We start from the raw sequence: 25,610 nt of genomic DNA on the forward strand, positions 1-25,610 counted from the left end.
GTCAATTTGACCGCACTTTTAGTAATTAGAAATCGCTTTCTGTATCATCATTGGATTGTTCAATATCAGCCATTAATGCTTGTTCAGGATTAGCGACCAATTCAGCGCGAAGCTTTGCTTCAAGCTCATCTGATTTCGCAGGATTTTCATGTAACCACTTCATCGCATTGGCTTTACCTTGACCAATTTTTTCACCGTTATATGCATACCATGCACCGGATTTCTCAACAAGTTTGTGTTTAACACCAAGTTCAATTAATTCGCCTGCTTTAGAGATACCTTCTCCATAAAGAATTTGGAAATCTACTTGGCGGAAAGGTGCGGCTAATTTGTTTTTAACTACTTTAACACGAGTTTCGTTACCAATGACCTCATCTCCATCTTTAACTGAACCAGTACGACGAATATCTAAACGAACAGAAGAGTAGAATTTTAGCGCGTTACCACCAGTTGTGGTTTCTGGGTTACCAAACATCACACCAATTTTCATACGAATTTGATTAATGAAGATAACAAGACAGTTTGCATTTTTGATTTGACCAGTTAATTTACGTAGTGCTTGAGACATCAGACGTGCTTGTAAACCCATGTGTGAATCACCCATTTCACCTTCAATTTCAGCTTTCGGGGTAAGTGCAGCAACCGAGTCCACAATAACGACATCTACTGCTCCAGAGCGCACTAAGGCATCACAAATTTCAAGTGCTTGTTCACCATTGTCGGGTTGGGAAACTAAAAGTTCTTTCACATCAACACCAAGTTTTGCTGCATAAATAGGATCAAGAGCATGTTCCGCATCGATAAATGCACAAGTTTTGCCTACTTTTTGTGCTTGAGCGATAACAGATAAAGTTAAGGTTGTTTTACCAGAAGATTCAGGTCCAAAAATTTCAACAATACGACCCATTGGTAACCCACCAATACCAAGAGCGACATCAAGACCTAAAGAACCTGTTGAAACAGATTCTACATCAAGGGCTTGAGTATCGCCCAATTTCATAATTGAGCCCTTACCGAATTGCTTTTCAATTTGACCAAGTGCTGCAGCGAGCGCTTTTTGTTTTTCTTCTTGAGTTGCCATATAAAACCTTCTTGAATAGAGTTATCTAAATTTGGTTAGATTATATCTGTATTGATGTACAGTATCAAGAGAAAATTTTTTCCTTACTGAAAAAATGTGAACTAGATTCCAACTTTTAGAAATCGTTTATTTAAAATCAATTTGTTAAGTATATAAGTTTGGACTAATGTGATAGTCATGACCATATCAAAAATACTTATCATAAATATAGCGTTTATGATAATTACTTATAAGAATAATTTTAGTTATTATTGGTTGTTATTTGAGAATTTTCAATGGGTTTAAGTATCTAATTATAAAATTATTTTTCATTATCTAATTGCCTATTTGAAAATAAATTTTATATTTGCGATCTATCTCACAAAATTGAAAATTTCTATTCGTTACACTTAATTGATTATGGTATAACTATTCTATAGAAGTACTTCTTAGTTATAGATAAATAAACTTTACTCTAAGGGGAGCTTTAAAATGAAAATCCTACCGATACCTAATGATAATATTACCAAAGTATGTGAACTGCTAAATCAACTTATTGGCGATGTGACAAGTAAAAATCTATTTACAGGATATGGCTTGTTTCATAAACAAAAAGATATGTTTGCTGTTTGGGTAAACAATAAAGTTTACTTGCGAGCTAAGGATGAGCTTTCAATAAAATTAAAAGGACTTGGATGTAAATCTTTTACAACAAATGAACTCAATAAGCGTTTTGTATTATCTGATTATTATGCTTTAACCGAAAGTATCTTGAAGGACAACGTTCTAATGAGAACTTTGATTATTCTTTCAATTACTCAAATAAGGAAGGAAAAACTCGATCTTGCGCTATCTAAGATTGGACGAATCAGGGACTTGCCAAATTTATCGATAAAGTATGAACGGGCATTAAACAAAGTAGGGGTTGATAATGTTGATACTTTACGAAAAATTGGTGCTGAAAATGCGATTGTTCGTTTGAAGAAAGCGGATATTAGTGCAAGTGAAGCTTTTTATTGGCGACTTCGTGGAGCTTTGGAAAATCGTAATTGTGAGTTTTACACTGAAAAAGAGAAGGAAAGAGGGCTTAGTAAACTTAATGAAATACTCTCCGCAAATGGATTTAGACGTTGTAAACGAGCATCCAAAAAGGTTAGTTAGAGAGTATTACGCAAATGACTTCATGCCTAAAAAATAATCGGTTAATGAATTTTTTGTAAAAAAGCACTTGCAAAGAATTCTGAAATATCTATAATACGCCCCACACAACGACGCACTGTTGTGAAACGTAATAAAGCCAGTGCGTCGTTCTTTTTTGCTCTTTAACAATATATCAGACAATCTGTGTGGGCACTTGTTGATTGACTTGTTTTAAAAATATTTTTTAATTTTGAAGTCTTAATAGGTGCTAACTAGAAATTCATAATACTTTATTAAGTAGTGACATTTTATGTCAGCAGTATTGAGCGATTGAACTTGAATTGAAGAGTTTGATCATGGCTCAGATTGAACGCTGGCGGCAGGCTTAACACATGCAAGTCGAACGGTAACATAGAGAAGCTTGCTTCTTTGATGACGAGTGGCGGACGGGTGAGTAATGCTTGGGAATCTGGCTTATGGAGGGGGATAACTACGGGAAACTGTAGCTAATACCGCGTAATATCGAAAGATTAAAGTGTGGGACCTTCGGGCCACATGCCATAGGATGAGCCCAAGTGGGATTAGGTAGTTGGTGAGGTAAAGGCTCACCAAGCCGACGATCTCTAGCTGGTCTGAGAGGATGACCAGCCACACTGGGACTGAGACACGGCCCAGACTCCTACGGGAGGCAGCAGTGGGGAATATTGCGCAATGGGGGCAACCCTGACGCAGCCATGCCGCGTGAATGAAGAAGGCCTTCGGGTTGTAAAGTTCTTTCGGTAGCGAGGAAGGTGGTTAGTTTAATAGGCTAGCCAATTGACGTTAACTACAGAAGAAGCACCGGCTAACTCCGTGCCAGCAGCCGCGGTAATACGGAGGGTGCGAGCGTTAATCGGAATAACTGGGCGTAAAGGGCACGCAGGCGGACTTTTAAGTGAGGTGTGAAAGCCCCGGGCTTAACCTGGGAATTGCATTTCAGACTGGGAGTCTAGAGTACTTTAGGGAGGGGTAGAATTCCACGTGTAGCGGTGAAATGCGTAGAGATGTGGAGGAATACCGAAGGCGAAGGCAGCCCCTTGGGAATGTACTGACGCTCATGTGCGAAAGCGTGGGGAGCAAACAGGATTAGATACCCTGGTAGTCCACGCTGTAAACGATGTCGATTTGGGGGTTGAACTTTGAGTTTGGCGCCCGTAGCTAACGTGATAAATCGACCGCCTGGGGAGTACGGCCGCAAGGTTAAAACTCAAATGAATTGACGGGGGCCCGCACAAGCGGTGGAGCATGTGGTTTAATTCGATGCAACGCGAAGAACCTTACCTACTCTTGACATCCAGAGAACATTCCAGAGATGGAATGGTGCCTTCGGGAACTCTGAGACAGGTGCTGCATGGCTGTCGTCAGCTCGTGTTGTGAAATGTTGGGTTAAGTCCCGCAACGAGCGCAACCCTTATCCTTTGTTGCCAGCGATTCGGTCGGGAACTCAAAGGAGACTGCCGGTGATAAACCGGAGGAAGGTGGGGATGACGTCAAGTCATCATGGCCCTTACGAGTAGGGCTACACACGTGCTACAATGGCGTATACAGAGGGAAGCGAGAGTGCGAGCTGGAGCGAATCTCACAAAGTACGTCTAAGTCCGGATTGGAGTCTGCAACTCGACTCCATGAAGTCGGAATCGCTAGTAATCGCAAATCAGAATGTTGCGGTGAATACGTTCCCGGGCCTTGTACACACCGCCCGTCACACCATGGGAGTGGGTTGTACCAGAAGTAGATAGCTTAACCTTTTGGAGGGCGTTTACCACGGTATGATTCATGACTGGGGTGAAGTCGTAACAAGGTAACCGTAGGGGAACCTGCGGTTGGATCACCTCCTTACCAAAGACGAGAGACAATAAGTGTCCACACAGATTGATTGATATATTGTAGAAAATGAATGAAGAGAGAAAAGTGCGTAAGCAAAATGTAAGATAGAGTATCTTTATTTGTTGTCCCCATCGTCTAGAGGCCTAGGACATCGCCCTTTCACGGCGGTAACCGGGGTTCGAATCCCCGTGGGGACGCCAAATAAAGATAACTTTATTATCTTCTGTTCTTTAACAACCAGGAAACAAGCTGAAAAACTGAAGAGACTTTCAAGTCCTTAAGGATAAGAAAAAGTCTGAGTAAGAATAAAATCTTGATTGAACAAAAGCAATCAAGTGTTTAGTTGAAAACACAACATCAAGAATTTTTGAGGTTGTATAGTTAAGTGACTAAGCGTACAAGGTGGATGCCTTGGCAATCAGAGGCGAAGAAGGACGTGCTAATCTGCGAAAAGCTTGGATGAGTCGATAAGAGGCGTTTAATCCAAGATGTCCGAATGGGGAAACCCAGTAGATGAAGAATCTACTATCACTGACTGAATACATAGGTAAGTGAGGCAAACCGGGAGAACTGAAACATCTAAGTACCCCGAGGAAAAGAAATCAATCGAGATTTCGTTAGTAGCGGCGAGCGAACGCGAAGGAGCCTGTTAGTGATAATGACAGAGACAGAGGAACAAGCTGGGAAGCTTAGCGACACAGGGTGATAGCCCCGTACTCGAAGTCCAGGTCATGGTACTAAGCTAACGACAAGTAGGGCGGGACACGTGATATCCTGTTTGAAGATGGGGGGACCATCCTCCAAGGCTAAATACTCCTGATTGACCGATAGTGAACCAGTACTGTGAAGGAAAGGCGAAAAGAACCCCGGTGAGGGGAGTGAAATAGAACCTGAAACCTTGTACGTACAAGCAGTGGGAGCCCTTTAAGGGTGACTGCGTACCTTTTGTATAATGGGTCAGCGACTTATATTTTGTAGCGAGGTTAACCGAATAGGGGAGCCGAAGGGAAACCGAGTCTTAACTGGGCGTCTAGTTGCAAGGTATAGACCCGAAACCCGGTGATCTAGCCATGGGCAGGTTGAAGGTTGGGTAACACTAACTGGAGGACCGAACCGACTAATGTTGAAAAATTAGCGGATGACTTGTGGCTGGGGGTGAAAGGCCAATCAAACCGGGAGATAGCTGGTTCTCCCCGAAATCTATTTAGGTAGAGCCTTGAGCGGACACCTTCGGGGGTAGAGCACTGTTTCGGCTAGGGGTCCATCCCGGATTACCAACCCGATGCAAACTACGAATACCGAAGAGTGATACTCAGGAGACACACGGCGGGTGCTAACGTCCGTCGTGGAGAGGGAAACAACCCAGACCGCCAGCTAAGGTCCCAAAGTCTATATTAAGTGGGAAACGAAGTGGGAAGGCTTAGACAGCTAGGATGTTGGCTTAGAAGCAGCCATCATTTAAAGAAAGCGTAATAGCTCACTAGTCGAGTCGGCCTGCGCGGAAGATGTAACGGGGCTCAAATATAGCACCGAAGCTGCGGCATCAGTAGCAATACTGTTGGGTAGGGGAGCGTTGTGTAAGCGGATGAAGGTGTGTTGAGAAGCATGCTGGACGTATCACAAGTGCGAATGCTGACATAAGTAACGATAAAACGGGTGAAAAACCCGTTCGCCGGAAGACCAAGGGTTCCTGTCCAACGTTAATCGGGGCAGGGTGAGTCGGCCCCTAAGGCGAGGCTGAAAAGCGTAGTCGATGGGAAACAGGTTAATATTCCTGTACTTGGTAAAGCTGCGATGTGGGGACGGAGCAGGTTAGGTTATCGCACTGTTGGATATGTGCGTTTAAGTTGGTAGGTGGGAAGTTTAGGCAAATCCGAACTTCCTTAACACTGAGAGATGATGACGAGGCTCTACGGAGCTGAAGTAACCGATACCACACTTCCAGGAAAAGCCACTAAGCGACAGGCTTTACTAAACCGTACTGAAAACCGACACAGGTGGTCAGGTAGAGAATACTCAGGCGCTTGAGAGAACTCGGGTGAAGGAACTAGGCAAAATAGCACCGTAACTTCGGGAGAAGGTGCGCCGGCGTAGATTGTAGTCCCTCGCGGGCGAAGGTTGAACCGGTCGAAGATACCAGCTGGCTGCAACTGTTTATTAAAAACACAGCACTCTGCAAACACGAAAGTGGACGTATAGGGTGTGATGCCTGCCCGGTGCTGGAAGGTTAATTGATGGTGTAATCGAAAGAGAAGCTCCTGATCGAAGCCCCAGTAAACGGCGGCCGTAACTATAACGGTCCTAAGGTAGCGAAATTCCTTGTCGGGTAAGTTCCGACCTGCACGAATGGCATAATGATGGCCAGGCTGTCTCCACCCGAGACTCAGTGAAATTGAAATCGCCGTGAAGATGCGGTGTACCCGCGGCTAGACGGAAAGACCCCGTGAACCTTTACTATAGCTTGACACTGAACATTGAATTTTGATGTGTAGGATAGGTGGGAGACTATGAAGATGATACGCCAGTATTGTTGGAGTCGACCTTGAAATACCACCCTTTAACGTTTGATGTTCTAACGAAGATTGCGAAACGCGGTCTCGGACAGTGTCTGGTGGGTAGTTTGACTGGGGCGGTCTCCTCCCAAAGAGTAACGGAGGAGCACGAAGGTTTGCTAATGACGGTCGGACATCGTCAGGTTAGTGCAATGGTATAAGCAAGCTTAACTGCGAGACAGACAAGTCGAGCAGGTACGAAAGTAGGTCATAGTGATCCGGTGGTTCTGAATGGAAGGGCCATCGCTCAACGGATAAAAGGTACTCCGGGGATAACAGGCTGATACCGCCCAAGAGTTCATATCGACGGCGGTGTTTGGCACCTCGATGTCGGCTCATCACATCCTGGGGCTGAAGTAGGTCCCAAGGGTATGGCTGTTCGCCATTTAAAGTGGTACGCGAGCTGGGTTTAGAACGTCGTGAGACAGTTCGGTCCCTATCTGCCGTGGGCGTTGGAGAATTGATTGGGGCTGCTCCTAGTACGAGAGGACCGGAGTGGACGCACCACTGGTGTTCCGGTTGTGTCGCCAGACGCATTGCCGGGTAGCTAAGTGCGGAAGAGATAAGTGCTGAAAGCATCTAAGCACGAAACTTGCCAAGAGATGAGTTCTCCCAGATTATAAATCTGTAAGGGTTGTTTAAGACTAAGACGTAGATAGGCAGGATGTGTAAGCGGTGTGAGCCGTTGAGCTAACCTGTACTAATTGCCCGAGAGGCTTAACTATACAACGCTCAAGGGTTTTGGGTGTTGAAATGATACAAAGACGAAACTCAGAGAAGAAAGAGAAAGTATTGAAGGTAAATCAGCTTGTTTGGTTGTGAGCGCTAGAGATAGCGGAGCAGAGAGAAATAGAAAAGTTATTAAAGGAATAATCCTGGCGGCGATAGAGCGGTGGTCCCACCTGACCCCATACCGAACTCAGAAGTGAAACGCCGATGCGCCGATGGTAGTGTGGGGTTTCCCCATGTGAGAGTAGGACACCGCCAGGTAGTGAATGTAGAACCCCGAGCTGAATGGCTTGGGGTTTTTGTGTATGGAGTTTTCAATATTTTAGCAAAGCGTTGATTCTATGATACAATCACCGCCGTAATTTTAATAAAACAAGAGAAAATATGACCGCACTTAATGTATTAATTTATCCAGATGATCACCTTAAGGTTGTTTGTGAGCCAGTTGCAGAAGTCAATGATGACATTCGTAAAATTGTAGATGATATGTTTGATACGATGTACCAAGAAGAAGGTATTGGCCTTGCTGCACCGCAAGTAGATATTTTGCAGCGTATTATTACGATTGATATTGAAGGCGACAAACAAAATCAATTAGTGTTGATCAATCCAGAAATTTTGGCCTCAGAAGGTGAAACAGGCATAGAAGAAGGTTGTTTGTCTATCCCTGGATTCCGTGCTTTAGTGTCTCGTAAAGAAAAAGTCACAGTAAAAGCGTTAGATCGTCATGGAAAAGAATTTACGCTTGATGCAGATGGTTTATTAGCAATCTGTATTCAACATGAGATCGATCATTTGAACGGTATTTTATTTGTGGATTATCTTTCACCGTTGAAACGTCAACGTATCAAAGAAAAATTAGTGAAATATAAAAAACAAATTGCAAAACAATAATCAAAAGTGCGGTATAAAATGACCGCACTTTTCCTATCAACACCATAACGTAGAACATTATGAAACCATTGAATATCATCTTTGCCGGTACACCGGACTTCGCAGCACAACATCTTGCTGCACTCTTAAATTCACATCACAATATTATTGCTGTTTATACGCAGCCAGATAAACCGGCTGGCCGCGGTAAAAAATTGCAGGCGAGTCCTGTAAAGCAATTAGCAGAACAGCATCAAATTCCTGTTTATCAACCAAAATCCTTACGTAAAGAAGAAGCTCAAGCAGAGCTTAAAACGTTAAATGCCGATGTGATGGTTGTTGTCGCTTATGGTTTGATTTTACCTCAAGTAGTGTTAGATATGCCTCGTTTAGGTTGTTTAAATGTGCATGGCTCTCTCTTGCCACGTTGGCGTGGAGCTGCGCCTATTCAGCGCTCTATTTGGGCAGGGGATCAACAAACTGGTGTGACAATTATGAAGATGGATGCAGGCTTAGATACTGGGGATATGTTATACAAAGTGTATTGCGATATTGATGCACATGAAACCTCTGCCTCGCTTTACCATAAATTAGCTGAAATTGCGCCAGCTGCATTGATTGATGTTTTGGATCATTTGGAAGAAGGGAAGTTCATTGCGGAAAAACAAGATGATAGCCAAAGTAACTATGCAGAGAAACTTTCTAAAGAAGAGGCTAAATTAGATTGGTCGCTATCAGCAGCCCAGCTTGAACGCAATATTCGCGCGTTTAATCCTTGGCCGATTAGTTTCCTACAATTAACCGATGAGCAAGGTCATGAACAAACCTTAAAAGTTTATGCTGCTGCCGTGTTGCCACATGTAGATAAACCCGCTGGGACGATTTTAAGTGTCGATAAAAAAGGTATCCAAATTGCCACGAAAGAAGGCGTTTTAAATTTATTGCAACTTCAGCCCGCAGGTAAGAAACCAATGTTTGTGCAAGATTTTCTCAATGGACGAGCCGATTGGTTCCAGGTTGGTAAGGTGCTCGGATAATGGACTTTCAACGAAAAAAAACGGGAAAATCGACCGCACTTTCGGTACGCGCTATTGCTGCTCAAGTGATTTTGCAGATTTTAGATCAAGGTAAGTCCTTATCAACGTTGCTTCCTGACGTGCAATCGAAGGTAAAACCACAGGATTTGCCTTTATTACAGGAAATCACCTTTGGTATTTGTCGCGTATTGCCTCGTTTAGAAAATATTATAAAAAAACTATTAGATAAGCCATTGAAGGGTAAAACCCGCATCGTGCACTGCTTGCTATTGGTGGGATTGTATCAATTACTTTATATGCGCGTGCCCGCTCATGCGGCGGTAGATGAAGTAGTTAATGCCACAAAATCATTAAAATCAGATAGTTTTCGTGGTTTGGTTAACGGTGTATTGCGTCGTTTCTTACGGGAACAAGAGGATATTCTTGCTGTAGTAGATAAACATTGGCAAACGCTTCATCCTGAATGGTTTGTGAATAAACTCAAAAAAGCCTATCCAAATTGGTGTGAAATTATTGAAGCAAATAGCCAAAAGCCACCAATGTGGCTACGGGTCAATCAACAGCAAAATAACACGAAAACTTACCGCACTTTATTGGAAGAGCAAGAGATAGCAGCATTTGAATGTGATAATCCACATGCTTTGCGTTTGGCACAACCGCTTTCTGTCTCGAAACTACCGAATTTTGAACAAGGTGCAGTGACAGTTCAGGATCTCAATGCGCAGTGGTCTGCTTTATTGCTTGAGCCACAAAATGATGAATTAATTTTAGATGCCTGTGCGGCGCCAGGTGGGAAGACTACACATATTTTAGAGATGGCACCGCAAGCGAAAGTGATTGCGCTTGATGTCGAGGCTCATCGCTTAAAACGTGTTGAAGAAAATCTTACCCGTTTGAATCAGCAAGCGACAGTTGTTTGCGGTGATGCAACCGAGCCAGATAAGTGGCTTGCGGAAATAGGTTTAAGTGGTGCATCCTTTGATCGTATTTTATTAGATGTACCTTGTTCGGCAACAGGGGTCATTCGTCGTCATCCGGATATTAAATGGTTACGTCAAGAAACGGATATTGCTCAATTGGTTGCCTTACAAGGACAAATTCTCAAAGCGCTTTGGGCAAAATTGAAACCTAATGGTATTTTGCTTTATGTGACCTGCTCGGTGCTTCCTGATGAGAACAGTCAGCAAATACAGCATTTTTTAGCTGAAACACCCGATGCAGAATTAATGCCATTGCCGTTTGAACAAACGGAAAATACGATTGGAATCCAATTCTTACCACAAGAGAATGGCGGGGATGGGTTCTATTATGCGAAATTGAGAAAACGGTCAGCTTAAATGAATTTGTCTTTAATTGATGATGCCTATTTGAATAGGCATTGCAACCACTAAAACGGCAAAAGTAGCCACATTATTTGAAGATGTAGGCGTATTACATTTTTGTCGTGAAGGGATGCATGCAGAACGTTTGCTCGATGGTCTGTTGTTTGGTAAACAAGATCCTTCGATTACTACAGAAAAAATGGCAGAAGCAGAACAAGTAACGGCGACCATTTGTCGCCGCATTGAAACATTAAAGTGCGGTCTAAATTCAGCTGAAATTGGCATCCGACCTTTGGTTGTGGAGAGAACAGAATGAAAATAATCATCTTAGGTGCAGGGCAAGTAGGCACAACACTTGCGGCAAATTTAGTGAGTGAAGATAACGATATAACACTAGTCGATAATGAATCTCAACATTTGCAGAATTTGCAAGATAAGCATGATTTACGCGTGGTTAAAGGTTCCCCTTCCTCACCAAAGATTTTGCGTGATGCCGGAGCCGCTGATGCAGACTTGATGGTTGCAGTAACGGCATCAGATGAAATTAATATGATTGCTTGCCAGTTGGGATATACCCTTTTCAATACCCCAACACGTATTGCGCGTATTCGTAATGCGGAATATTTGCGTGAGAAAGATAAATTATTTAATGATGAAAACGTACCAATCAATCATCTGATTTCGCCAGAGAACTTAGTCACAGATGAGATTACACGCTTAATTGCTTATCCAGGTGCGTTGCAAGTGGCGCATTTTGCCAAAAATCGAATTAGCATTGTGATCGTAAAAGCATATTACGGTGGTCCGTTAGTGGGCTATGCGTTATCGGCTTTTAAGGAGCATATGCCACATATTGATTGCCGGATCATTTCAATTTTACGTAATGATAAATTAATTCGCCCACAAGGTTCGACCATTATTGAGGCAGGAGATGAAATTACCTTCATTTGTGCGACAGAGCACATTAAAGCGGTGATGAGTGAGTTGCAACGCCTTGAGAAAACCTACAAGCGTATCATGATTGTCGGCAGCGGGAATATTGCCTCAGGTGTTGCAAAACAGTTAGAAGATAAGTATCAAGTGAAACTTATTGAGCGAGACGGTGAAAAAGCAAAAGTCTTGGCAGAGAAACTCTCTAAAACGCTTGTTTTCCACGGTGATGCTTCTGACCAAAATTTACTTTTTGAAGAGCATATTGAGAACGTCGATGTCTTTTTATCATTAAGTGCCGATGATGAGGCCAATATTATGTCTGCATTACTGGCAAAACGTCTTGGTGCTAAAAAAGCCATGGTACTGATTCAGCGCATGGCATATATCAATTTGATTCAAGGTGGAACCATTGATATTGCGGTTTCACCACAACAAGCAACAATCTCTGCTTTATTAGGGCATGTGCGCAAAGGGGATATCAAAAACGTGGCATCCTTGCGTCATGGTACTGCGGAAGCCATTGAACTTGTGGTACATGGCGATTCGACAACATCCAATGTGGTTGGAAGACAGATTGGCGATATTAAACTTCCAGTTGGTGCAATGATTGCAGCAATTTTACGTAAAAATGAGGTTATCATTGCACGTCGTCAGGTGACCATTGAAGAAGGTGATAGTGTCATTGTTTATATTAATGACAAGAAATCTGTGTCAGAAATAGAAAAATTATTCCAACCGAGCGCATTTTTTATTTAAATAACAATTTACTTTTTAATCTTAAAACCTATAATACGCATTCTTTTAATTTTTAAACCAATATAAAGGAATATTTATGAGTTTTATTAAAGAATTCCGCGAATTTGCAATGCGCGGCAACGTAGTAGACATGGCAGTCGGTGTGATCATCGGTGGTGCTTTTGGTAAAATCGTAAGTTCACTGGTCGGTGACGTAGCAATGCCTGTATTAGGTATTTTAACTGGTGGCGTAGATTTCAAAGATTTAAAAATCACGTTAGCAGAAGCAGTAGGCGACACTCCAGCAGTAACATTAAACTACGGTGTATTTATTCAAAACGTCTTTGATTTCATCATCATTGCATTCGCAATCTTCATGATGATCAAAGGTATCAACAAAGTGAAAAAACCAGTAGAAAAAGTAAAAGGTCCTTCACAAGAAGAATTACTTACTGAGATTCGCGATTTATTAAAAAAATAATAAGAATTTAATCTAAATAAAGAAAGGTTGGTATTTTACCAACCTTTTCTTTTACTTAAAATTTAAGCTTTGAGTAACAATGCAACGGCTTCGCAAGCAATACCTTCGCTTCTACCTGTAAAGCCAAGTTTTTCTGTTGTGGTTGCTTTCACGTTCACTTGCTCAATATCACAATGTAAATCTTCCGCAATCTTCGCTCGCATTGCATCGATATGAGGACGCATTTTAGGGGCTTGTGCAATAATGGTTACATCCACATTGCCCACCTTATAGCCTTTTGCTTGTACTTGGCGGAATGCTTCTCGTAATAAAACACGGCTATCTGCATTTTTATATTGCATATCGGTATCGGGGAAGAGTTTACCGATATCCCCTAATGCTGCCGCACCTAATAAGGCATCTGTTAAGGCATGTAAGGCAACATCACCGTCAGAATGAGCAATAAATCCAGTATGGTAAGGCACTTCAACGCCACCAATAATTAAAGGGCGATCTTCACCAAAGGCATGAACATCAAACCCATGTCCAATTCGTATCATAGCGTTTTCCTTGTTAAATAAAATTCGGCTAAAGCTAAATCTTCTGGACGCGTGACTTTAATATTATCACTTCGTCCTGCGATTAAGTGTGGTTGAAATCCCGCGAGTTCCATCGCAGAGGCTTCATCTGTAATATTGGCACCTTGAGAGAGCCCCTGTTCAAGCGCATTTCTTAATAGATCGCAACGGAAAAATTGAGGTGTTTGTGCAAGCCAAAGTTCAGTGCGATCTTCTGTTTTAATAATATCTTGTTGTTTATTCGCGCGTTTAATCGTATCGACTGCCGGAATGGCCAAAATAGCACCTTGTTCATCATCGATTTGGAGCAATTTATCTAAATCTTGATGTGTTAAACAAGGTCTAGCCGCATCATGCACTAACACCCATGCTTGGTTATTTTTAATTGCTTTTAGTCCATTTAGAACTGACTCAGCTCGTGCTTCTCCCCCTTCAACGAGGGTGATGTTTTGATGAGGAAATAAAGCCATTTCTGAAAGATAGGGATCATTTTTTCCTACTGCAAGAATAACGTGATTAATTGCAGGGTGGGATAGAATGACAGAGAGTGTATGTTCCAGAATCGTCTTGTCTAAAATTTTCAGATATTGCTTAGGTTTATTTGCTTGCATACGGCTTCCAACACCCGCAGCAGGTATGACGGCAATAATTTCGCGGCTCATTATTTATGCTCTTTGACGATGTGATAGAACACTTCGTTTGGTTTGACCATATCATGGCTCATGCGTGCACGTTCTTCAATAGATTCAAAGCCTTTTGTTAAGCCTTGAATTTCGGCAGAAATCATCTGATTTCTTTGTGAGAGCTTTTCATTTTCAGCTTTATTCTCTTTGATTTGAGCTGCGATATCTTTGTAATCAAAATATCCGTTTTTACCAAACCAAAGATCGTACTGAAATAGCACGAGAACACCCACTAAAATTCCAATGAAAAGACGCATAAATTACCTATTATTTCTGAAAACTTGGGATAGTTTACCGTGAAATACAGCGAAATGCGATGAAAAAGTGCGGTTAAAAATTAGATGATTTTGGAAAATGATTTCATCAGTCTTGTTGGATAACTTAAAAATAAAAAATGTGATCTATCTCACAAATTAGTTATAAAGTTTGATAAAGCCGTAGCCACTGCCTGAATAGGCTTGTTATACTTTTGTCTGTCATTATGACTTTTTAACAGAAGGAACAATCAATGAAAACAACATTAAAACTTACCGCTATTGCAGCGATGTCAGCATTTATTTTAACTGGTTGTGCGACTCAAGATAAGAGTGCAGAAGCGGATGCGCAGCTTCAACAACAAGCGGTATTAGGTCTTAACTGGATTCAACAATCAGGTGAATACCAAGCCCTTTCTTACCAAGCATACAATGCGGCAAAAGTAGCATTTGATCACGCTAAAGTGAAAAAAGGTAAGAAAAAAGCGGTTGTGGTGGATTTAGATGAAACCATGTTAGATAACAGCCCTTATGCTGGCTGGCAAGTGCAAAACAATAAGCCATTTGATGGTAAAGATTGGACTCGTTGGGTAGAAGCTCGTCAATCAGGTGTAGTACCAGGCGCAGTAGAATTCAATAACTATGTAAATACCCACGGCGGTAAAATGTTCTATGTGTCTAACCGCAAAGACAGCAATGAAAAAGCGGGTACGATTGATGACATGAAACGTTTAGGTTTTAATGGTGTTGAAGATTCAGCGTTTTACTTGAAAAAAGATAAATCACCAAAAGCAGCACGTTTTGAAGAAATTGAAAAACAAGGCTATGAAATCGTCGTTTATGTGGGTGATAACCTTGATGACTTCGGTGATGCAATCTATGGTAAACAAAATGCAGAACGTCGTGATTTTGTTGTTCAAAATAAAGCGAAATTTGGTAAAACATTCATCGTATTACCTAACCCGAACTACGGTGGCTTTGAAGGCGGCTTAGCAAAAGATTATTTCAAAGGCGATTCAAGCAGCAAAGTGAAAGCACGTTTAGATGCAGTTAAAGCTTGGGATGGTAAATAATTCCCTTCTTGAGATAAACAAACACCCGCAGAGATGCGGGTGTTTGTTTTAGTCAGAAAGTGCGGTCTATTTTCGCATCATTTTTTCTTTATGAGATGCGAAGTCCGCACCTTTCGCCAGCATACGAAGTTGTAAAATAACACGCTCTTTTAGTAAATCTTGTTCGGCCTTAGTCATATCTAAAGCATTGGAGCCAGCCGTGAATACGATGGTTACCATGCCTTCTGCCTGTACATAAGACACATATTGCGAGTAGTGATTTTTCTTTGCAATATATTCAGTCAATTCATCAATAAAGTGTTTGATTTCACGAGCGGCTGCGGTACGGAAAGCTTGAGAAGTACCCGAACTTTCACGTAAGAGCAAACGGAACACGTTGGTGCTGTGAGTGATAAATTCAAAAAAGGTTTCAACAGAAACACGGATGACACTGCCGCCTGCATCAATACGTTTACGAGCTTGGCGCATTAATTGACGGAGGGTTAAACCTGCTTCATCTACCATTTCTAATCCGAGCTCATCCATATCGCTAAAGTGGCGATAGAAAGAAGTGGGTGCAATGCCCGCTTCACGGGCAACTTCACGCAAGCTTAAATTAGAAAAGCTTTTTTCTGCATTCAATTGATTGAATGCGGCGTCAATTAAAGCTCGACGGGTTTTTTCTTTTTGAATTGCTCGAACACCAGCCATTGGGTTTCCTCAGCTTATGATAAATTATTTTTTATTCGCTAAAATCGATTTAACTCGTTCACTGACCGCACTTGCAACGCGTTCATAGCGATTACGTAATGGTGAACCTGGTCGGTAAACGAGAGCAATAGTACGAGACGGTTCTGGCGAATGACAAGGAATATATTTTACACCTGCACGTGTGCCTTCATTTAATACCGCAAGTTCAGGCATAAAGGTGATACCCGCATTGGCTGCCACCATATTGCGCAACGTTTCAAGGCTAGTGGCTTGGAAGTGAGAATCTTCTTTGGCACCAGCAGTGAAACAATAATCGAGTGCTTGATTACGTAAGCAGTGCCCGTCATCTAGCATGAGCATTTCTTGCCCTTTTAAAGTATTCATAGAAATTTTACTTTCTGAAGCCCAAGGATGTTGGTCGGATACAGCGAGTAACATTTTTTCATCAAAAATAGGCACTTCGATAAACGCTTCAGTTTCGGGTACGCGAGCCACAATCGCACAATCTAATCGACCAGTTTCTAATTGCTCTAATAATTGATGAGTTTGGGCTTCGTAAAGAAATACTTCTAAATCTGGGAAAGTTTCTTTCAATGTTGGTACAATATAAGGAAGTAGGTAAGGGCCAACAGTCGGGATTAATCCAATGTGTAATGGACCTGTCATTTCTTTACCTTGATTGCTGGCCATTTCTTTGAGTAATTTTACTTCGCGTAATACAGTGCGAGCTTGATCGACAAGTAACATACCAGATTGCGTGAAGAGTACTTTACGGCTAGTACGCTCAAGTAAAATAATGCCTAATTCATCTTCTAGTTTGCGAATTTGGCCACTTAAAGTAGGTTGGCTAACATTGCAAAAATCCGCCGCTCGACGGAAATGTTTAAACTCGGAAAGGGCTACTAAGTATTCTAAATCACGAATATTCATAGGGTTCTCACTTTATAGAATATGTCAATTAAAAGGATAGAATTAATTGATTATGACTATATCACAAAACTTTCTATAATGCCTATTAAGTTTTTAGGACTAATTAATTTAACTCACAGAGGAGACACATTATGTCTAATATGGAAGGAAAAAAAGTTCCACAAGTTACATTCCGCACTCGCCAAGGCGATCAATGGGTTGATGTGACTACATCTGAATTATTTGATAACAAAACTGTTGTTGTTTTCTCATTACCGGGGGCGTTCACGCCAACTTGTTCATCTTCTCACTTACCACGTTATAATGAACTTGCACCTGTTTTCAAGCAATATGGTGTGGATGATATTTTAGTGGTGTCAGTAAATGATACTTTCGTTATGAATGCCTGGAAAGAGGCAGAAGAAGCACACAATGTAAAATTCATCCCTGATGGTAATGGTACCTTTACTGAAGGTATGGGGATGTTAGTCGGAAAAGATGATTTAGGTTTTGGTAAACGTTCTTGGCGTTATTCTATGCTCGTGAAAAATGGCGTAGTGGAAAAAATGTTTATTGAACCAAATGAGCCAGGCGATCCATTTAAAGTATCTGATGCTGATACCATGTTGAAATATATTGCACCCGATTTCCAAGTGCAAAAATCAATCACCATTTTCACAAAACCAGGTTGCCCATATTGCGCGAAAGCAAAACAACTTTTACATGATAAAGGCTTAAGCTTTGAAGAAATCGTATTAGGTCATGATGCCACAATCGTGAGTGTGCGTGCAGTTTCTGGCCGAGCCACTGTGCCACAAATCTTTATTGGGGGTAAACACATAGGTGGTAGTGACGATTTAGAAAAATACTTTGCTTAATTGATTGTTAGGTAGGAAATTTTTTATATTTTTGATTATTAGGAACATAAGTTAAAAGGGAGCGAAAGCTCCCTTTTTGTTGTTTGTGATTTTGTTTTTATATTCTTAAGCATTAAAGCCAATGTAGCAAACTGAAACTAAAACAATGTAAAAAATGACCGCACTTAGTAGCAATAATTTTACGGCAAGTTTAGGTTTGTACTGATGTAATTTATAAAGTAAACGTGCAATCAAAACTAAAACAAAGGGATACACCCAAAAGATAATCGAGAAAAGATCGATCTGAAAATCGCTCAGTGTAGGGTTTTTCACAAAAGCAGTGGAAAGCAGAGAGGCCATCGGCCACAGTAAAATGGGTAAACAAAATGCCGCAAGTCCCCAAGCGAAGCCACTAAATCCTGTCGGCATAGTTTGTTTTTTCATAATGAACCTTATATGATTGACAAAAAATAAAAAGGAATATAACAAATGCCGTCTTTATTTGATAGTGAAACTGATGTGTCAGAAGAGAGAAAAGTATTGAAACGCACATTGAGCGCACAAAAAATCACGTTTATTTTGACCGCACTTTGCGCAGTGATTTATCTCTTGCAGAATGTCGGGTTTGAAGAGCCAATGATGGATTTATTCCATTATCCTGCTTATTCTTGGGAAGATCAGGAAATATGGCGTTATTTCACTCATGCTATCGTTCATTTGTCGGTACCCCATATTTTATTTAATCTTTCGTGGTTCTGGTTATTTGGTGGTGCGATTGAACGCCGATTTGGTTCTTTCCATTTTTTATTATTGGTCTTAGTGTCTGCCGCAGTGAGTGGCGCTGCACAGAATTACTTTACCGGTCCCGCCTTTTTCGGATTATCTGGTGTCGTGTATGCGGTGTTAGGTTATGTGTTGGTGGTGGACAAATTGCACCCGCATAGCTTTGACTTACTGGAAGGTTTTTTTACAATGTTACTGGTAGGGCTTGTATTTGGCTTTATTAGTCCGCTTTTTGGTATTAATATAGGCAACGCAGCTCATATTTCAGGCTTTATCTTAGGATTGGTTTGGGGATTTCTGCAGAGTAAAATTAATAGTAGAGCGTTTAGCTAATTCAACTGTATAGACATTTATATGAAACAATCATTACGCCATCAGAAAATTGTTGAGCTTGTGACGCAAAAAGGCTATGCCAGCACAGAAGAGCTGGTTATCGAATTAGAAGTTAGTCCTCAGACAATTCGACGCGATCTGAATATTCTTGCGGAGCAAGATTTAATTCGTCGTCATCATGGTGGTGCGGCACCTTCTTCTACCGCAGAAAATTCAGATTATATTGAGCGTAAACAATTTTTCCCTTCCCAAAAAAGTGCGATTGCCCGCAAAGTGGCGGAATGTATTCCAAATGGCGCCTCCTTATTTATTGATATTGGTACAACACCTGAAGCCGTGGCAAATGCCTTGTTAAATCATGAGCGTTTACGCATTGTGACAAATAATCTCAATGCTGCTCATTTATTACGTCAAAATGAAACCTTTGATATTACGATGGCGGGAGGTTCTTTGCGTAAGGATGGGGGAATTATTGGTGAGGCAACGGTTAATTTTATTTCGCAATTCCGTTTAGATTTCGGGATTCTGGGTATTAGTGCAATCGACCTTGATGGTTCATTATTGGACTATGATTATCATGAAGTCCAAGTGAAACGTGCCATTATAGAAAGTTCTCGTCAAACGTTATTAGCGACCGATCATTCAAAATTTTCTCGACAAGCCATTGTGCGATTAGGGGAGCTCAAAGACGTGGATTATCTTTTTACTGATGATGTGCCAAAACAAATTGAGGATTATTTAGAAAATAGCAATACAAAGTTAGTGATTTGTAAATAGTCTAAATAGGAAGTGCGGTCAAAAAAATAACCGCACTTTTTTGTAAGCATCCCTGCTTAGCCACTGCTGTTTCGACCAATTCAAAATTAACTCTATTCATGTCAACATCCTTATTGATATAAGATAAAGCTAATTTTGCTGCATATTAAATTGTTAAATTTTAGAGATAAAAACGGACGGCAAATCATTTGACTGCCAATTTTTATTTAGGACTACGGGGAAGGTTTGCTTGAAGCGTCAAGAAAGACAAGAGCTTGATAGATCAAGTAGAGCACATCGAGATCCCTCTCTAAATGTAATTTATTTATACTGCTATTTTTAAAAAAAGGGAATATTAAAATTACAAATATGTGATCGAGATCACAATTTAAATGCAAAAAGAAAGCCACTTATTTTGGTTTAGAAAATAAGCGACTATTTTACTGATTTTTTATCGATTTAAATTCACGGCCCCTTCGTAACCTAGCTGTCGCCAAGCTTCATAAATCGTCACTGCGACTGAGTTGGATAAGTTCATACTGCGGCTATTTGCAGTCATTGGGATACGGATTTTTTGCTCCATTGGCATGCTATCTAAAATAGACATGGGAATACCACGAGTTTCAGGGCCAAACATCAAATAATCCCCTAATTCAAATTGCACTTCGCTATGTGCTGGGCTGCCTTTGGTTGTCAGTGCAAAAAGACGTTTCGGTTTTTCACTTTCTAAAAAGGCTTCAAAAGTTTTATGTTTTTTGATTTCGGCAAATTCATGATAATCCAGACCCGAGCGACGTAATTTTTTATCATCCCAGGTAAAGCCAAGTGGCTCGATTAAATGAAGGCGAAAACCAGTGTTCGCACAAAGGCGAATAATATTTCCCGTATTTTGTGGAATTTCAGGTTCGTATAACACAATATCTAACATAATAATTTCCTAATCTTTTTGATACAGGCGATAACTCACCATACCTGTGGTTTTTTCTTTTAGTAATTGCCAATTATCAGGCACGCTAAGCGGTTTGTCTTTTTCTGTTTCAATATAAATCAATGCATGAGGTAACAGCCAATTCTTTTCCTCTAAGAGAGCTATTGCTTGTTCAGCTAAACCAAAATGGAAAGGCGGATCTAAAAATACCACATCAAAGTGCGGTTGATTTTGCGCTTGTTTTAAAAATTCTAAGCTATTTTGATTGATCACTTGAGCTTGTTCAGTTGTTGTTTTTAGCGTTTGCAAATTTTTCTTTAATTGATTCGCGACGGTTTTATCTAACTCTAAAAACGTTACCTGTTTCGCTTGACGAGAAAGAGCCTCAAAACCAAGTGAGCCACTACCCGCAAAGCAATCAAGACAATGGCTATCCACAATGTAAGGTATCAACCAGTTGAATAAGGTTTCTTTTACGCGATCGCCTGTTGGACGCAAACCTTCCGCATTTAAAACCGGTAATTTTCGCCCTCGCCAAAGACCTGCGATGATTCGAACTTCGCCTTTGGCATTTTGAACTTGCATTTTTTTCATAAAGAAACAGATTTGTAGTGAAAATTGTGCTTAGTTTAGACGATTTTTTGTTAGAATAGGCAGTATTTTTTACAGATTTGTGTTTAAGAGAAGAATTTATGTCAGAAGAAAAGAAAAAAGGTGGATTTTGGGCCTCTCTTTTTGGTCGCAATAAAAAGCAAGAAGAACAAAAAATTGAGCCAATTATTGAAGAGCCATCTGTCGAACCTGCCGATGTTTCACCTGAGGAAGAAATTGTTCACGCTGAAGAGGACGTTCAATTAGAACAAGTTGAACAGGACGAATTACAGGAATTAGCTGAACAACTGCAACAAGAGAAAGCAGAAGAGGTGGCAGTTGAGTATCTTGAACCTGTCGTAGAAGAAGTGATTTCACCTGAAAGTGCGGTCAATGTTGAACCTGTTTTAGATACACCGGTGATTGAAACAATTGACGAAGAAACGGTAAAAACAGAAGAAATTTCAACCGCATTTCCTACAGAAGAACCAACAGAAAGCATTATTGAACCAGATAATGTCGTTGAAGCTCTTCCTGTGGTTGAAGCGGAGATTGAGCCTGAAATTGTTGAAGATGTTAAAGACGAATTACGTTCAGATATCAATACCGAAACGCAAGAAAAACCAAGTGAGGGCGGTTTTTTCAGCCGTTTAGTCAAAGGCTTACTCAAAACCAAACAAAATATTGGCGCGGGTTTCCGATCTTTCTTTTTAGGAAAAAAAATTGATGATGATTTGTTTGATGAGTTGGAAGAGCAGCTTTTGATTGCCGATATTGGCGTGCCAACCACTAATAAAATCATTAAGAATTTAACCGAGCACGCCAGTCGCAAACAATTACAAGATGCAGAATTACTTTACCAACAACTTAAAGTTGAAATGGCGGAGATATTAAAGCCTGTCGCGCAGCCGCTAGTTATTGATACGACTAAAAAACCGTATGTTATTTTAATGGTTGGTGTGAATGGTGTAGGTAAAACAACCACAATTGGTAAGTTAGCTCGCAAATTCCAAAATGAAGGTAAATCAGTCATGTTAGCAGCAGGGGATACTTTCCGTGCGGCAGCAGTAGAACAACTTCAAGTATGGGGTGAGCGTAACAATATTCCGGTGGTGGCACAAAGTACGGGCTCAGATTCTGCGTCGGTGATTTTTGATGCGATGCAATCTGCCGCAGCACGTAACATTGATGTTTTAATTGCGGATACGGCAGGCCGTTTACAAAATAAAAATAATCTCATGGATGAATTGAAGAAAATTGTTCGCGTCATGAGAAAATATGATGAAACCGCACCGCACGAAATTATGCTTACTCTTGATGCGGGCACAGGACAAAATGCCATTAGCCAAGCGAAATTATTTAATGAAGCTGTGGGTTTAACAGGGATCTCTCTAACTAAATTAGATGGCACGGCAAAAGGTGGGGTAATTTTCGCCATTGCGGATCAGTTTAATTTACCAATTCGTTATATTGGTGTGGGTGAAAAAATTGAAGATTTACGCGAATTTAATGCAGAAGAATTTATTGAAGCATTGTTTGTTCACGAAAATGAAGAATAAAAAGGAATGATAAAGTGATTCGATTTGCAAATGTCTCTAAAGCTTATCACGGAGCGACTCAGCCGGCCTTGCAGGGCTTGAATTTTCATCTTCCTGTCGGAAGCATGACTTATCTTGTTGGGCATTCTGGCGCAGGTAAAAGTACCTTGCTTAAATTAATTATGGGAATGGAAAAGGCGAATGCCGGTAATATTTGGTTTAATGGTCATGATATTACGCGTTTGTCTAAATATGAAATCCCCTTTTTGCGCCGTCAAATTGGAATGGTTCACCAAGATTATCGTTTGTTAACAGATCGTAGTGTGGTAGAGAATGTGGCATTGCCATTGATCATTGCAGGAATGAACCCAAAAGAAGCGCATACACGAGCATTGGTTGCGCTAGATCGTGTGGGCTTACGTAATAAAGCGAATTATATGCCGTCACAAATCTCAGGTGGTGAGCAACAACGTGTAGATATTGCGCGTGCAATTGTACATAAACCACAACTTTTATTAGCGGATGAGCCGACAGGCAACTTAGATGATGAACTTTCCTTAGGGATTTTTAATCTTTTTGAAGAGTTTAATCGTTTAGGCATGACAGTCTTGATTGCGACACACGATATCAATTTAATTCAACAAAAACCAAAACCATGTCTTGTACTTGAACAAGGCTATTTACGCTATTAAGGATAAAAAATGACAAGACGTATTGATGCTTCTTTTGGCGTGCAAACTGCCTATACTTTGCGTTCGGTTTGGGGCGATTTGGTAAAACGTAAATTTGGTACATTGCTAACAATTTTAGTCATTGCCGTGTCTTTAACGATCCCAACGGTGAGCTATTTGTTATGGAAAAATTTACATTTAGCGACGACTCAATTTTATCCGGAAAGTGAACTCACAATCTACTTACATAAAAATTTAAGTGAAGAAGATGCTAACTTAGTGGTGGAAAAAATCCGTCAACAAGAAGGCGTGGAATCTTTAAATTATGTTTCTCGCCAAGAAAGCTTAAAAGAATTTAAAAGTTGGTCTGGTTTTGGTGAAGAATTAGAGATTTTAGATGATAATCCATTACCGGCAGTCGTGATGGTGAAGCCGTCTAAAGACTTTAATGCATCTGAAAAACGAGCAGAATTACGTACCAATTTAAATAAAATTAAAGGTGTACAAGAAGTTCGTTTAGATAACGAGTGGATGGAAAAATTGACTGCACTTTCGTGGTTATTTGCGCATGTGGCAATTTTCTGCACGGTTTTGATGACTATTGCGGTATTCCTTGTTATCGGAAATAGTATTCGCTCGGATGTATATAGTAGCCGAGCAAGCATTGATGTGATGAAACTATTAGGTGCTACAGATCAATTCATTCTTCGGCCTTATCTTTATACTGGTATGATTTATGCGGTGTTAGGTGGATTTGTCGCAGCCGTATTTAGTAGTCTTATTGTGGGTTACTTTACTTCAGCCGTGAAGTATGTGACAGATATCTTTGCGGTGACATTTGAGCTCAATGGATTAGGCGTTGGTGAGCTAATCTTCTTATTAGTAAGCTGCTTGATTATGGGGTATGTTGGTGCATGGATTGCAGCAACAAGACATATTGCAATGTTAGATAACAAACTATAGATTTCATTTATATTAAAGTGCGGTCATTTTTTGTCGTATTTTCAGCTGAAAAACATTCGGGAAAATGACCGCACTTTTTTGTATGTGGGAATTAATTGAACAAAAAGCTTGCATAATTAGGTGTTTTTGTGTAATATCCATGGGCTTTCAGATATTGAAAGCCGTTTAATGTAATCATTTATTAAACGAGTATTACGATATGTAATACTAACAATGTTTCCGATTTGGAGACTATATAACAGGTAACTTACACCTCCTTTTCTATTTTGAAGTTAGAATTGTGATTGGTGTTAGTTTTTTATTAGCTAAATTTTATTGGAGCTCTGGTCTAATGCAGAACCAAAGAATCCGTATCCGCTTAAAAGCTTTCGATCACCGTTTGATCGATCAATCTACTGCGGAGATCGTAGAAACAGCTAAACGTACTGGTGCACAAGTTCGTGGTCCAATCCCTTTACCAACTCGTAAAGAGCGTTTCACCGTGTTGATTTCTCCACACGTGAACAAAGACGCGCGTGACCAATACGAAATTCGTACACACAAACGTTTAGTAGATATCGTAGAGCCAACAGAAAAAACTGTTGATGCATTAATGCGTTTAGATTTGGCTGCCGGCGTGGACGTGCAGATCAGCCTAGGTTAATTAAGAGGTTATTACAATGATTGGTTTAGTCGGTCGTAAAGTTGGTATGACCCGTATCTTCAATGAAGACGGTGTTTCTGTACCAGTTACCGTTATCGAAATCGAAGCCAACCGCGTAACTCAAGTTAAAACTCTTGAAAACGATGGCTATACTGCAGTTCAAGTTACAACTGGTTCTAAAAAAGCGAATCGTGTAACTAAACCTGAAGCAGGTCATTTCGTGAAAGCAGGTGTTGAAGCTGGTCGCGGTTTATGGGAATTTCGTACTGAAGGTGAAGAATTCACTTTAGGTCAAGAAATCAATGTTGACATCTTTGCAGATGTTAAAAAAGTAGATGTTACTGGTACTTCTAAAGGTAAAGGTTTCCAAGGTGGTGTTAAACGTTGGAACTTCCGTACTCAAGATGCTACACACGGTAACTCTTTATCACATCGTGTACTTGGTTCTATTGGTCAAAACCAAACTCCAGGTCGTGTGTTTAAAGGTAAAAAAATGGCAGGACATTTAGGTGCTGAGCGTGTAACCGTTCAATCACTTGAAGTTGTTCGTGTAGATGCTGAGCGTAAATTGCTATTAGTAAAAGGTTCTGTACCTGGTGCTATCAATGGCGATGTTATCGTTAAGCCGGCAGTTAAAGCATAAGTCTAGGAGA

General features: G+C 40.7%; 24 protein-coding genes, 1 tRNA gene, 3 rRNA genes and 1 pseudogene. 20 read left to right on the forward strand and 9 right to left on the reverse strand.

Annotated elements, in window-relative coordinates:
• Positions 1-25: 25 nt before the first annotated feature.
• Positions 26-1,081, reverse strand: coding sequence for a recombinase RecA (gene recA / locus QQS40_RS03410; RefSeq protein WP_329506121.1), 1,056 nt, complete (start codon positions 1,079-1,081; stop codon positions 26-28).
• A 471-nt stretch (positions 1,082-1,552) separates the two neighbouring features.
• Between recA and QQS40_RS03415 the strand changes: the two genes are divergently transcribed.
• From QQS40_RS03415 to mscL, 11 genes and pseudogenes are all read left to right on the forward strand, one after another.
• Positions 1,553-2,221 (forward strand): TfoX/Sxy family DNA transformation protein, encoded by a 669-nt coding sequence (locus QQS40_RS03415; protein WP_329506123.1) that lies wholly within the window; start codon positions 1,553-1,555, stop codon positions 2,219-2,221.
• A gap of 317 nt (positions 2,222-2,538) precedes the next feature.
• Positions 2,539-4,078, forward strand: a 16S ribosomal RNA gene (locus tag QQS40_RS03420).
• A 112-nt stretch (positions 4,079-4,190) separates the two neighbouring features.
• Positions 4,191-4,266, forward strand: a tRNA-Glu gene (locus QQS40_RS03425).
• Between the two features lie 179 nt (positions 4,267-4,445).
• Positions 4,446-7,343 (forward strand): 23S ribosomal RNA (locus QQS40_RS03430).
• 149 nt (positions 7,344-7,492) lie between these two features.
• Positions 7,493-7,608, forward strand: a 5S ribosomal RNA gene (gene rrf, locus QQS40_RS03435).
• Together the 16S, 23S and 5S rRNA genes with 1 tRNA gene alongside form the textbook arrangement of a ribosomal RNA operon.
• A gap of 123 nt (positions 7,609-7,731) precedes the next feature.
• Positions 7,732-8,241, forward strand: a complete 510-nt coding sequence (def, locus tag QQS40_RS03440) for a peptide deformylase (protein ID WP_329506125.1) — start codon at positions 7,732-7,734, stop codon at positions 8,239-8,241.
• 59 nt (positions 8,242-8,300) lie between these two features.
• Positions 8,301-9,257, forward strand: a complete 957-nt coding sequence (gene fmt, locus QQS40_RS03445; protein ID WP_329506127.1) for a methionyl-tRNA formyltransferase — start codon at positions 8,301-8,303, stop codon at positions 9,255-9,257.
• Positions 9,257-10,594 carry a 16S rRNA (cytosine(967)-C(5))-methyltransferase RsmB gene (gene rsmB / locus QQS40_RS03450; protein ID WP_329506129.1) on the forward strand — a complete coding sequence of 446 codons (1,338 nt, stop codon included), beginning with the start codon at positions 9,257-9,259 and terminating at the stop codon, positions 10,592-10,594. Before fmt ends, rsmB begins: the two co-directional genes overlap by 1 nt.
• Before the next feature lie 34 nt (positions 10,595-10,628).
• Positions 10,629-10,895: pseudogene (locus QQS40_RS03455) on the forward strand (glycosyltransferase); the annotation flags it as partial.
• On the forward strand, positions 10,892-12,268 hold the full coding sequence (trkA, locus tag QQS40_RS03460) for a Trk system potassium transporter TrkA (protein ID WP_289902161.1): 1,377 nt from the start codon (positions 10,892-10,894) through the stop codon (positions 12,266-12,268). The pseudogene QQS40_RS03455 and the gene trkA, both read left to right, overlap by 4 nt.
• Positions 12,269-12,344: 76 nt before the next feature.
• A complete protein-coding gene (gene mscL, locus QQS40_RS03465) occupies positions 12,345-12,728 on the forward strand; it encodes a large-conductance mechanosensitive channel protein MscL (RefSeq protein WP_289902160.1) in 384 nt (127 codons plus the stop codon).
• A 62-nt stretch (positions 12,729-12,790) separates the two neighbouring features.
• Here the strand turns inward: mscL and ispF are convergent, their stop codons facing one another.
• From ispF to ftsB, 3 genes are read right to left on the reverse strand one after another with little or no spacing between them, the layout of a single operon-like run.
• Positions 12,791-13,267 carry a 2-C-methyl-D-erythritol 2,4-cyclodiphosphate synthase gene (gene ispF, locus QQS40_RS03470; protein WP_070776266.1) on the reverse strand — a complete coding sequence of 159 codons (477 nt, stop codon included), beginning with the start codon at positions 13,265-13,267 and terminating at the stop codon, positions 12,791-12,793.
• The gene (gene ispD / locus QQS40_RS03475) at positions 13,264-13,947 is read right to left on the reverse strand and encodes a 2-C-methyl-D-erythritol 4-phosphate cytidylyltransferase (RefSeq protein ID WP_289902159.1); all 684 of its coding nucleotides are present in this window, start codon (positions 13,945-13,947) and stop codon (positions 13,264-13,266) included. Before ispD ends, ispF begins: the two co-directional genes overlap by 4 nt.
• Positions 13,947-14,225: a cell division protein FtsB gene (gene ftsB, locus QQS40_RS03480; RefSeq protein ID WP_289902158.1), complete on the reverse strand. Its 279-nt coding sequence runs from the start codon at positions 14,223-14,225 to the stop codon at positions 13,947-13,949. Before ftsB ends, ispD begins: the two co-directional genes overlap by 1 nt.
• Positions 14,226-14,476: 251 nt before the next feature.
• Between ftsB and QQS40_RS03485 the strand changes: the two genes are divergently transcribed.
• Complete coding sequence (locus QQS40_RS03485; protein ID WP_128787954.1) at positions 14,477-15,295, forward strand: 5'-nucleotidase, lipoprotein e(P4) family; 819 nt, start codon at positions 14,477-14,479, stop codon at positions 15,293-15,295.
• A 66-nt stretch (positions 15,296-15,361) separates the two neighbouring features.
• Here the strand turns inward: QQS40_RS03485 and fabR are convergent, their stop codons facing one another.
• Together fabR and oxyR are read right to left on the reverse strand one after the other, a co-directional pair.
• Complete coding sequence (fabR, locus tag QQS40_RS03490) at positions 15,362-15,985, reverse strand: HTH-type transcriptional repressor FabR (protein ID WP_128787955.1); 624 nt, start codon at positions 15,983-15,985, stop codon at positions 15,362-15,364.
• A gap of 24 nt (positions 15,986-16,009) precedes the next feature.
• A complete protein-coding gene (gene oxyR / locus QQS40_RS03495; protein ID WP_289902157.1) occupies positions 16,010-16,915 on the reverse strand; it encodes a DNA-binding transcriptional regulator OxyR in 906 nt (301 codons plus the stop codon).
• Between the two features lie 131 nt (positions 16,916-17,046).
• On the opposite strand from oxyR, the gene pgdx reads away from it, so the two are divergent.
• A complete protein-coding gene (gene pgdx / locus QQS40_RS03500; RefSeq protein ID WP_128787957.1) occupies positions 17,047-17,772 on the forward strand; it encodes a hybrid peroxiredoxin PGdx in 726 nt (241 codons plus the stop codon).
• Positions 17,773-17,877: 105 nt separating this feature from the next.
• Here pgdx and QQS40_RS03505 read toward each other — a convergent pair whose 3' ends face one another.
• Positions 17,878-18,195 carry a DUF5389 domain-containing protein gene (locus QQS40_RS03505; RefSeq protein WP_128787958.1) on the reverse strand — a complete coding sequence of 106 codons (318 nt, stop codon included), beginning with the start codon at positions 18,193-18,195 and terminating at the stop codon, positions 17,878-17,880.
• Between the two features lie 96 nt (positions 18,196-18,291).
• On the opposite strand from QQS40_RS03505, the gene QQS40_RS03510 reads away from it, so the two are divergent.
• Both QQS40_RS03510 and QQS40_RS03515 read left to right on the forward strand, forming a co-directional pair.
• Entirely contained in the window at positions 18,292-18,867 is a 576-nt protein-coding gene (locus QQS40_RS03510) for a rhomboid family intramembrane serine protease (protein WP_172622040.1), read from the forward strand.
• Positions 18,868-18,888: 21 nt separating this feature from the next.
• Positions 18,889-19,644, forward strand: coding sequence for a DeoR/GlpR family transcriptional regulator (locus tag QQS40_RS03515; protein WP_049357243.1), 756 nt, complete (start codon positions 18,889-18,891; stop codon positions 19,642-19,644).
• 430 nt (positions 19,645-20,074) lie between these two features.
• On the opposite strand, the gene trmL is transcribed toward QQS40_RS03515, so the two are convergent.
• Together trmL and rsmD are read right to left on the reverse strand one after the other, a co-directional pair.
• Positions 20,075-20,551 carry a tRNA (uridine(34)/cytosine(34)/5-carboxymethylaminomethyluridine(34)-2'-O)-methyltransferase TrmL gene (gene trmL / locus QQS40_RS03520; RefSeq protein ID WP_065244056.1) on the reverse strand — a complete coding sequence of 159 codons (477 nt, stop codon included), beginning with the start codon at positions 20,549-20,551 and terminating at the stop codon, positions 20,075-20,077.
• A gap of 9 nt (positions 20,552-20,560) precedes the next feature.
• The gene (rsmD, locus tag QQS40_RS03525) at positions 20,561-21,145 is read right to left on the reverse strand and encodes a 16S rRNA (guanine(966)-N(2))-methyltransferase RsmD (protein WP_297569421.1); all 585 of its coding nucleotides are present in this window, start codon (positions 21,143-21,145) and stop codon (positions 20,561-20,563) included.
• 98 nt (positions 21,146-21,243) lie between these two features.
• Here rsmD and ftsY point away from each other — a divergent pair, with 98 nt between their 5' ends.
• From ftsY to rplC, 5 genes are all read left to right on the forward strand, one after another.
• Positions 21,244-22,701: a signal recognition particle-docking protein FtsY gene (ftsY, locus tag QQS40_RS03530; protein ID WP_329506137.1), complete on the forward strand. Its 1,458-nt coding sequence runs from the start codon at positions 21,244-21,246 to the stop codon at positions 22,699-22,701.
• Between the two features lie 14 nt (positions 22,702-22,715).
• Positions 22,716-23,372 (forward strand): cell division ATP-binding protein FtsE, encoded by a 657-nt coding sequence (gene ftsE, locus QQS40_RS03535; RefSeq protein WP_297569427.1) that lies wholly within the window; start codon positions 22,716-22,718, stop codon positions 23,370-23,372.
• 9 nt (positions 23,373-23,381) lie between these two features.
• Entirely contained in the window at positions 23,382-24,314 is a 933-nt protein-coding gene (ftsX, locus tag QQS40_RS03540; protein WP_329506139.1) for a permease-like cell division protein FtsX, read from the forward strand.
• Positions 24,315-24,645: 331 nt separating this feature from the next.
• A complete protein-coding gene (rpsJ, locus tag QQS40_RS03545) occupies positions 24,646-24,957 on the forward strand; it encodes a 30S ribosomal protein S10 (RefSeq protein WP_001181005.1) in 312 nt (103 codons plus the stop codon).
• Positions 24,958-24,973: 16 nt separating this feature from the next.
• On the forward strand, positions 24,974-25,600 hold the full coding sequence (gene rplC / locus QQS40_RS03550) for a 50S ribosomal protein L3 (protein WP_005632753.1): 627 nt from the start codon (positions 24,974-24,976) through the stop codon (positions 25,598-25,600).
• The last annotated feature ends 10 nt before the right edge of the window (positions 25,601-25,610 follow it).

The sequence above is a fragment of the Haemophilus parainfluenzae genome, from assembly GCF_036288925.1.
Lineage (GTDB): Bacteria > Pseudomonadota > Gammaproteobacteria > Enterobacterales > Pasteurellaceae > Haemophilus_D.